Source organism: Streptomyces sp. NPDC088246, assembly GCF_044741025.1.
GTDB lineage: Bacteria > Actinomycetota > Actinomycetes > Streptomycetales > Streptomycetaceae > Streptomyces.
The window spans coordinates 190842-198984 of record NZ_JBIURV010000016.1; the positions used below are offsets into that span (position 1 = coordinate 190842).

Annotated in this window: 7 protein-coding genes and 5 pseudogenes; 4 read left to right on the forward strand and 8 right to left on the reverse strand. The window is 70.1% G+C overall.

The genetic code is table 11. The features are described 5' to 3' along the window. Window positions 1-161 precede the first annotated feature (161 nt). Window positions 162-1064: pseudogene (locus ACIPEK_RS23065) on the forward strand (LysR family transcriptional regulator substrate-binding protein). Further along, window positions 998-2434 carry an MFS transporter gene (locus ACIPEK_RS23070; protein WP_401999054.1) on the forward strand — a complete coding sequence of 479 codons (1437 nt, stop codon included), beginning with the start codon at window positions 998-1000 and terminating at the stop codon, window positions 2432-2434. Before ACIPEK_RS23065 ends, ACIPEK_RS23070 begins: the two are co-directional and overlap by 67 nt. Before the next feature lie 50 nt (window positions 2435-2484). Here the strand turns inward: ACIPEK_RS23070 and ACIPEK_RS23075 are convergent, their stop codons facing one another. Beyond that, complete coding sequence (locus ACIPEK_RS23075) at window positions 2485-3132, reverse strand: hypothetical protein (protein WP_401999057.1); 648 nt, start codon at window positions 3130-3132, stop codon at window positions 2485-2487. Between the two features lie 433 nt (window positions 3133-3565). Beyond that, window positions 3566-4126 carry a nucleoside-triphosphatase gene (locus ACIPEK_RS23080; protein ID WP_401999060.1) on the reverse strand — a complete coding sequence of 187 codons (561 nt, stop codon included), beginning with the start codon at window positions 4124-4126 and terminating at the stop codon, window positions 3566-3568. Window positions 4127-4236: 110 nt separating this feature from the next. On the opposite strand from ACIPEK_RS23080, the gene ACIPEK_RS23085 reads away from it, so the two are divergent. After that, window positions 4237-4689 carry a YbhB/YbcL family Raf kinase inhibitor-like protein gene (locus ACIPEK_RS23085; RefSeq protein ID WP_401999062.1) on the forward strand — a complete coding sequence of 151 codons (453 nt, stop codon included), beginning with the start codon at window positions 4237-4239 and terminating at the stop codon, window positions 4687-4689. A 147-nt stretch (window positions 4690-4836) separates the two neighbouring features. Here the strand turns inward: ACIPEK_RS23085 and ACIPEK_RS23090 are convergent. Together ACIPEK_RS23090 and ACIPEK_RS23095 are read right to left on the reverse strand one after the other, a co-directional pair. Continuing rightward, window positions 4837-5337: pseudogene (locus ACIPEK_RS23090) on the reverse strand (protein-L-isoaspartate O-methyltransferase); the annotation flags it as partial. Window positions 5338-5347: 10 nt separating this feature from the next. Continuing rightward, a pseudogene (locus ACIPEK_RS23095) lies at window positions 5348-5704 on the reverse strand (hypothetical protein); the annotation flags it as partial. A gap of 17 nt (window positions 5705-5721) precedes the next feature. Between ACIPEK_RS23095 and ACIPEK_RS23100 the strand changes: the two are divergent. Continuing rightward, a pseudogene (locus ACIPEK_RS23100) lies at window positions 5722-5997 on the forward strand (FAD binding domain-containing protein); the annotation flags it as partial. A 59-nt stretch (window positions 5998-6056) separates the two neighbouring features. Here ACIPEK_RS23100 and ACIPEK_RS23105 read toward each other — a convergent pair. From ACIPEK_RS23105 to ACIPEK_RS23120, 4 genes and pseudogenes are all read right to left on the reverse strand, one after another. Then, window positions 6057-7154: a hypothetical protein gene (locus tag ACIPEK_RS23105; RefSeq protein ID WP_401999065.1), complete on the reverse strand. Its 1098-nt coding sequence runs from the start codon at window positions 7152-7154 to the stop codon at window positions 6057-6059. Beyond that, window positions 7135-7602 carry a transposase gene (locus tag ACIPEK_RS23110; RefSeq protein WP_401999068.1) on the reverse strand — a complete coding sequence of 156 codons (468 nt, stop codon included), beginning with the start codon at window positions 7600-7602 and terminating at the stop codon, window positions 7135-7137. Before ACIPEK_RS23110 ends, ACIPEK_RS23105 begins: the two co-directional genes overlap by 20 nt. 77 nt (window positions 7603-7679) lie before the next feature. Next, a pseudogene (locus tag ACIPEK_RS23115) lies at window positions 7680-7730 on the reverse strand (hypothetical protein); the annotation flags it as partial. A 189-nt stretch (window positions 7731-7919) separates the two neighbouring features. Then, window positions 7920-8143 (reverse strand): hypothetical protein (locus tag ACIPEK_RS23120; RefSeq protein ID WP_401999070.1); only part of this gene is annotated, 224 nt, incomplete at its 5' end.

An 8143-nucleotide genomic window follows, 5' to 3' on the forward strand; every position in this document is an offset into this window, starting at 1 on the left:
GACAGTGAGCACGGCACGGTGATCGGCTGTGTCGCTGAGACCGGGCGTACCTGGGTGTGACGAACGCGTTCGCGATGCTGAGACTGCTGCCGATGAGCGACCGAGAGAACGACGTTGAGATCCTGGCTCTCCGTCATCGGATTGCGGTGCTGGAGCGGTAACTGAGCGGGCAGCGCGTGCGATTCCACCTAGCGACCGGACTCTTCTGGCGGCGCTGCTGCATGGCCTTCCGCTGCAGGCACTTCGGCAGATCCGGTTACTGGTCCGACCCGATACTGTGCTGCGCTGGCACCGCGACCTGTTCGCCCGCCGACACGCCACCCAGAGGAGACCGAAGCACGGGGGTCGGCCGCGCACCGTGCGCTCGATCCGAGCTCTGGTGCGGCGCCTGGCCAGGGAGAACCCGAATTGAGGGTTCCGTCGCCTGCACGGCGAACTGCTGGTGCTCGGCGCGAAGGTGGCGGCGTCCACGGTCTGGGAGATTTTCACCATCGAACTCCTGCGAGGACGCCGGTGGTGTGCGTCCGGCCCGACACTCCACTGGCCGCCCTGGACACCGTCGGCATGGGGGACCGGCTGGAGGAGCCGCTGATCGTGATGCGGGTCGGCTATGCCATGCACCGCTGCATCCACCGCCTGCTCAACGGCCGGACCCCGTTGTTCACGTGCTCCACCGACGGCGCCGAGATGAGCAAGCTGTTGGTCACCGAGGGCCTGGGAGCGACCGTACTCAACTTCAGCGTCATCGGCGCCCCCCGGAACGGTGCGACGCCATCACCTTCCGGCCGCTGGCGGGCGACGCCACCGACGTCCTGCTCGCCATGCAGCGCCGCCACTCCGGTTCCGTCCCCCGAGCCGCTCGTGACCTGCACCAGCACTTCGTGCGGAACACCCAGGCCTTCCTCGCCGAGCGTCGCCGACTTAGTACCCCCAGGGGGTATGTTATGTTGCTGCAGCTATATACCTCCAGGGGGTATAAACCGGAAGGGGTCGGACCATGCCAACCGTCAATCCCAGGCGCTGGTGGGCGCTCGTCGTGCTCGCCGCCGCGCAGTTCATGGTGATCATGGACACGTCGATCATCGGGGTGGCGCTCCCCGAGATGCAGAAGGACCTCGGCTTCTCGCAGGGCGAGTTGCAGTGGGTCTTCAATGCGTACGTCATAGCGTTCGGCGGGCTACTGCTGCTCGGCGGCCGCCTGTCCGACCTGATCGGCGCGCGCAAGATCTTCAGTGCCGGCTGGGTTGTGCTGATCGCGGGCTCGATCGTCGCGGCAGCCGCGCAGACGACCTGGGTGGAGGTCGTCGGCCGTGCAGTGCAGGGCGTGGGCGGTGCGCTGATCGCGCCCTCGGCCATGACCTTGCTGATGATGCTCTTCGCGCATGACACGAAGGAACTCGGCAAGGCCATGGCGCTCTATGGCGCCGCCGCCCCTGCGGGCGGCACGGCCGGTGTGTTCCTCGGCGGCGTGTTCACCGAGTGGCTGAGCTGGCCGTGGATCTTCATCCTCTACGTCCCGATCGGTGTTGCCACGCTCGCCGCCACCAAGCTCCTGCCCGCCGTCGGCAGCCGTCGTGGTGCCGTCGACGTTCTCGGAGCGGCCGCGGTCACCGCCGGCCTGGCGCTCGCCGTCTTCGCCATTGTCCGCGCGCCGGAAGTCGGCTGGGTCTCCACCGGCACCGTGCTTCAACTGGTCGGCGCCGCCGTGCTGCTCGTGCTCTTCTTCGTGATCCAGAAGACGGTGCGCGAGCCGCTGATGCCGCTCGGCATCTGGCGCGTGCCGCGGCTCGGCTCGGCCAACCTGGCGATGACCTTGCTCGGCGCCGCATGGATCCCCATGTGGTACTTCCTCAACCTCTATCTCCAGCAGGTCCTCGGCTACGGGGCCTTCGCGTCGGGTGCCGCGCTGCTGCCTATGACCGGTCTGCTGATGATCTTCATGACCGCGATCACCGCGAGGATGCTCGCGAAGTTCGGGGCCAAGCCGCTGATCGGCGTCGGTCTGCTCGTTCTCGCTGCCGGTCTGCTGTGGCTGTCCGCCGTCGAGCCCACCGGCACCTTCGTGGTCGACGTCCTGCCGGCTTCGCTGGTCGCCGCGCTCGGCATGTCGCTCGCCTACATCCCGTCGATGATGGCCGCGATGTCCGCGGCCCCGCAGGAGCAGGCGGGCCTGGCGTCCGGCATCGTCAACACCACCTACCAGGTGGGATCGGCGCTCGGCCTCGCGGCCCTGACCGCGGTGGCCACGTCGCAGGGCGCCGGTCACCTGGGCGACCTGCCTGCACTGACGGACGGCTTCAGCGCGGCGTTCACCTGGGCCGCCGCGATCGCTGCGGCGGGTGGGATGATCACCCTGCTGGTGATGCGTGGAGAGAAGGCTGCCACGCCGTCCGGGGCTGCGCCGGTGGCGCAGGACGAGCGAGTCCGCGCATAGTTCCTGAGATGGCGTGCGGACTGCGGTATAGCGCAAACAAGATAACGGGATCACCGCTGCCCGGTCTCAAGGCCGGGCAGCGGATGGCTTTTTCGCAAACAAGGGGAAGTGCCAGCGGCCCCGTCTGTGGCACACCGGATGTCAAAGACCAGGTGGACGTCGAGGCCGGAGGGTACGGCCTTGTCGATCGTGACAAGGAGCTTCTTGAACTCGATGGCCCGGTGGCGGCGGTGCAGTTCCGATATGACGCTGCGGTCGGCGATGTTGAAGGCGGCGGCCCACGGGCTGCTGGCGAAGCCGGTCGGGCGACTGGATGCCTTGTCCCTCTGGCTGCCGGTGAGGATCAGGAGCGGACGGCAGCCTCTGAGGATGTGCCGACGCAGGGGGCCTGACCCGCGGAATGGGGGAGACTGTGGCGCATCGGGAGGCGGGCGCGGGTCGCTGGCCCTCTTCACGCTCTTCCCCGATGACCCACCATATTGAGTGCGTCGCGATCCTTGAACCGGCGGGAAAGGGCGCCTGACCTGCATGCCGGAGTCGGCCGCGGTGAGTGTGGCCGGCGGGCCGCAGGTCGACGCCGTGGCAAACGGCGTCGTGGACGACGATGAGTGGTGGGTGAGGAGGGTGGTGGTGCAGGACGGGGCGAGGTCACCAAGCGCCGTACCGAACTCGGGTTCGAGGTCGTCGTCTTCTCTCACGACGTTTTGATGCCTGCGTGGTCGAGCACGTCCGTCCTGCCCGCACGCCTTGCCCTCGTGCAGCGGGCCGACGCGCTCGCAGCCCGTCTGCTGTTCCGGCGCGGGCGGCACCAGCGGCCGGCTGCCGGGCCCCCTGAGTCGCTGGTCGGACACTCGTGACACACCCGTACCGCCCCGCGAGTCCTTCCGGGCCCGGTGGCGACGCACCCGAGAAGGAGCGGCGAAATGAGCACCCGGGAGACCCTCCTCGCACGGATCACAGTCGCACTGGCCGACGTACCCGCGACCGAGACACCCGACAGCGTCCCCGTCCCCCGTGACTGCCGGAGCAGTCACGCCGTCAACGATCCCGCAGCCCTCTTCGTCGAGCGCGTCGCCGAGTACCAGGTCACCGTGATCCGCACGACCGAGGAGGGGATCGGAGGCCGGTCTCTCATCCGTGAGAGGGAGGCCTCCCGTGCGTCCGGGGCTGCTGCAGCCGGGCCGCGAGCTCCCCCGGCAGGACGTCCCGGTTTGCCGGAGTGAGCTGGACGACCTCGATGTCGGCGCGCCGCTTGAGGGCGTCGGTGAACGGATCGCGGTGCGTGTGGACCGTGGCGACGACGTCGACCTCTGCGACGAACAGCGCGTCGACCGCGTGCCGGAACGCCGTGCACGCCAGTTCCATCCGCCCCAGCTCGTCGATGAGCACCAGCCGCCCTGTTGCCTCCTCGGTTGCTGCCGGCCGAAGCGACGGCAGCGCCAGTCCTTCCATGACGCCCAGGTCGACGCCGTATTTCCCTACCAGTGGCGGACCGGGCAGGTCGACATGGGCGAGCACCTCCCGCCGGCCTGCCAGGGTCTCCAGGGCGAAACCGACGCGGGCGCCGGATTGCCGGATCTCCTCCGTGGTGAAGCCGGTGGCCGCGCGAGTGGGCAGCAGCGCGGCCAGCCGGCGGAGGGCGGTCGTCTTGCCCGCGCCGGGGCGGCCCTCGAGCAGGATCCTTGTCGGCACACTGCCATCTTCACTCCCGCTTCCGGAAGCGGCCCGGGTGGGCTCGGCCGAACGGGGGATTTGGGGTGCGGACCGGTGCCGGTGCCGCCGTTGCGGGTATGGCGGCGCGCATGAGCGGAATTGAACTCAGCAGCACCGCGTTCGGCCACAAAACGGTGATCCCCCGTCGGTACAGTGGGGAGGGTGAGAACATCTCGCCGCCCCTGACCTGGTCGGGGGTGCCCCACGAGGCCACGGAGCTGGTGCTCCTGTGCGAGGACCCGGACGCGCCGGGGACGACCTTCCTGCACTGGCTGGTGACCGGCATCGATCCGAGGACCACCGGGGCGGCGGAAGGCCAGAAGCCTCAGGGGGGCCTGCCGTGGCCCAACGGCTTCGGCCGCATGGGCTGGGGAGGGCCGATGCCTCCACCGGGGCACGGGCCGCACCGCTACTTCTTCCGCCTGTACGCCCTGTCCGAGGCGCTGCCGCTGCACGACCACCCGGGCGCCGAGGACGTGCACCTTGCCCTGAAGGGCAGGGAGCTGGCGTCCGGCACCCTGGTCGGGACCTATCAGCGCTGACGCGTCAGTGCTGGTCGTAGCCATGGGCGCCGTACAGCCGGACGAACCGGGCCGCGGTGACCATCCTGCGGTGCACCAGGCCGCGGGCCGCCGCTCGTAAAGCTGGACGTGCTCCTGCCCACCATGCCCGATCGGCTGGACGAGCCGGCCACCGGTGCGGAGCTGATCCACGGGCGGCTCAGGCAATCGCGGGAAGGCCGCGCAGACGATTACGGCGTCGTACGGGGCACGGGTCGGCATCCCGAGGGTCCCGTCGCCGACTACGACTTCGGCATTGCCGACGCCCTGCCCGGTCAGCCGCAAGCGGGCCTCGTCGACCAGGTCGGGCCGGCGCTCGACGCTGACGACGTACGCGGCCAAGCGGGCGAGCAGCGCGGTCTGCCAGCCGTATCCGGTCCCGACCTCCAGGACCTGTTCGTCTCCGTTGAGGCCGAGAGCGGAGACCATCATGGCGATCAGCGAGGGCTGGGTGGTCACCTGCCCGTGGGGGAGCGGCACGGGCGTGTCCCGGTACGCGGATGCCACCTCGTCCGCGGGGACGAATTCCGCCCGGGGGATGCTCCGTACGGCCTCCAGGAGACGGTCGTCGGTCACGCCTACGGCGTGGGCCGCGCGGACCGGGTCCTCGGGGGTCCCTTCATGGGCCATCGGACCGCGGGGCCGCGTCACAGCCGATGGGTTCGTAGTGGTCCGAGCCGGGCCGCTTGACCATCGGCTCGGTGAGCCGGCCCTGCTGGTTGAGCCACCGGGCGGATCGTTCGTCCAGCTCGGAGACCGGGTGCTCCCGGAGGAACCCGGCCGTGATCCGTCGTGACGTCGCCTCGTCGCTCACGTGCTCGGCGCCGTTCTCGCAGTACTCGTTGCGGTGCCGGTGCCGGTGCCGGTGAGCGGGGTCCGGTTCCGGCCAGGCGCAACCCGGGCAGTCGACGCCCTTGGCCTGGTTGAGGTTGATCAGCGTCAGCGCCGCACGGCGGACCCTCGTCTGTTCCAGGGAGTACCGCAGCGCGTTGGCCACCGCAGGCGACGCAGTCCGTGACGCTGCCGGCCTCGCTCGACGAGGCCGTGGCGGCGCTGGGCGCCATGCCCGCCGCCGTTCCTGCAGCAGGCGGTACAGACCTGATGTCGGCCGTCAACAAGGGGCTGCTGCGCCCCTCGGGGCCGGTCGGCCTCGGCCGGATCAGCGAGCTCCGCGGCTGGCACTACCAGGACGGCCACGCCCTGCTCGGCGCCGGACTCACCCACGCACGCATGGGGCGGCCCGACTTCGCCGCTCTCATCCCCGCCCTGGCCGCGTCCGCGCGCGCCGCGATCCGGGGCGGTCGGGCGCAAGGGGCGACCCGTGAACCGGGAGGCGCAGCACGCCGGCGTCAGGACGGGGTCCCCGGGTCGGTGTACCGCAGCAGGGCGCCCACGCCCTCGTACAGCCTCAGCTCGCTCTCCGCTACGACGACCAGCTCGGCACCGGTGCCGACGAGGGCCCGGACGAGGGCCTCGTCGGCGCGTGCCTCGCGCGGGGCCCGAACGCCGAAGGACATCAGCTCCGCCTCGGTCAGGGCGAGCTGAGTGGGCCGGGAGCCCGCCCAGAGCCGCAGCGAAGACCCTGGCGGCCGGTTCAGCAGCAGTGCCGCGACCTGGCCGCGCTGGAGGGCGGCGACGGTGGCGGCCAGCCCCTCCGTCATGGGTCCGTCCAGGGCACGCCGGCCGATGAAGATGTTCACGAGTTCCCGGTCGTGCGCGGCCATGCGGCCGCGGAAGACGCCGTCGAGCTGCGGCTCCAACAGGGCGCGTCCGGTGTCGGTGGGGGTCCGGCCGCCCACGCGTACGACCTTGTCCCGCAGGGTGTGCGGCAGGCGGCGGATCAGTACGTTGCACGCCCACTCGTCCCCGCCCACGACGACGGCGTCGGCATGGGCGCGCCGCGCCCGTTCGTCCAGCAGGTGGCCGAGCCGGAGGGAGGTGCGGTGCCAGGTCGCCACCGTGACCCTGCGGTGCAGTCGCTCACCCGGGGTGACGGTGGACGCGGGCCAAGTGCCGGTCTCGGCTTCCAGAGTTACCCAGCCGTGGGTCTCGGCGGTCGGAAGGCCGCCGTAGTGGACGACTACGGCCATGTAGGGGATCTCCGGAACGTGCTGGGTGACCAGGGGCATCGCGTCCGGCAGGGTGCTGTAGCGCGCGGAGTCGCGTTCGGGCGGCCTGGGCAGCTCCCCGTCCAGGACGAGTGTGCCGTGGGCGGCGAAGATGGCCTGACCGTGCACCCCCGGCACCTCTGCGTCGGCACCGACCGCCTCTTCCAGTACGTTCAGCAGCGCCCGGTCCGAGCCCTGACGGGACAGACTCTCGCGCAGCCGCCGCCAACGCAGCGCGATCGCCCGCTCGGGATGCTCGACGTCTCGGGAGGTGTCCAGGTATACGGAGGCGAACGGGCCCGGATCCGTGTAGAGGGGTTCAATGAACGACAACCTCATCGCCACTCCTCGTCGATGGTCTCCCCTCCTTTGATGATGCGCGCGCCGGGGGGCGATGGAGGTCGACGAGCGCAAAGCGGTGTGGAACGCGGGTTTTGCGGCGGGCGAGGCGGCGGCTCATCACCATGGTCATCGACCAGAGGATCACAGCCTTGCTGCTGGCCGGCTCTGTTTCGTAGTCGCGGGCCAGGCGTCGGCTCCGTATCAGCCAGGCGAACGACCTTTCGACGACCCAGCGGCGGGGCAGCACGCGAAAACCGCTGGTGTCGTCGCTGCGTTTGACCACCTCAAGGACGAGACCGAGTTCCTGGGCGGCCCAGTCGACGAGATGGCCGGTGCAGCCGCCGTCGGCCCAGACCAGTTGCGGTTTCCGAAAGCTCTCCCGCAGTGCGGGCAGCATTGTGCGGGCGGTGTCCCGGTCCGTCGTCGATGCGGGCGTGACCAGCACGTCCAGGAGAGCAGGCCGAGGCAGTCCGTGATGAGGTGCCGCTTGCGGCCGCTGACCGTCTTCCCGCCGTCGTAGCCGCGTGAGGCGTTCTTGACGGTGGCGTCGGCCTTCACCGACTGCGAGTCCACGATGGCCGCCGTCGGCTCCGTCTCCCGGCCTTCTGCCCGGCGGACACGCTCACGGAGCCGGTCACGCAGTACCTGGATCAGGCCGCGGTCGCGCCAGCGGCACAAGAACGCGTAGACGCGGGGCCAGGGCGGGAAGTCGACAGACAGGGAACGCCACTTGATCCCGTTGCCGCAATGCCGTTGCTTGAGCTACTGAAGTATCGCGGGCGCAAGGGTGATGATCTTCTCGGGAACCCGTCGCGTGCCTCGCCTGGCCTGGTCTTTCTTGCGCACGATGTACTGCGACACCGGATGGCGGGTGTACCGGTCCGCCTCGCTTAGCCGCCGGAGGCCGTTGTCGAGCTTACGCACGACTTTCGTGGCCATCCGCTTCATGAACTGCCGCAGATGGCGGGTCGACCGGCCCGCCTGGA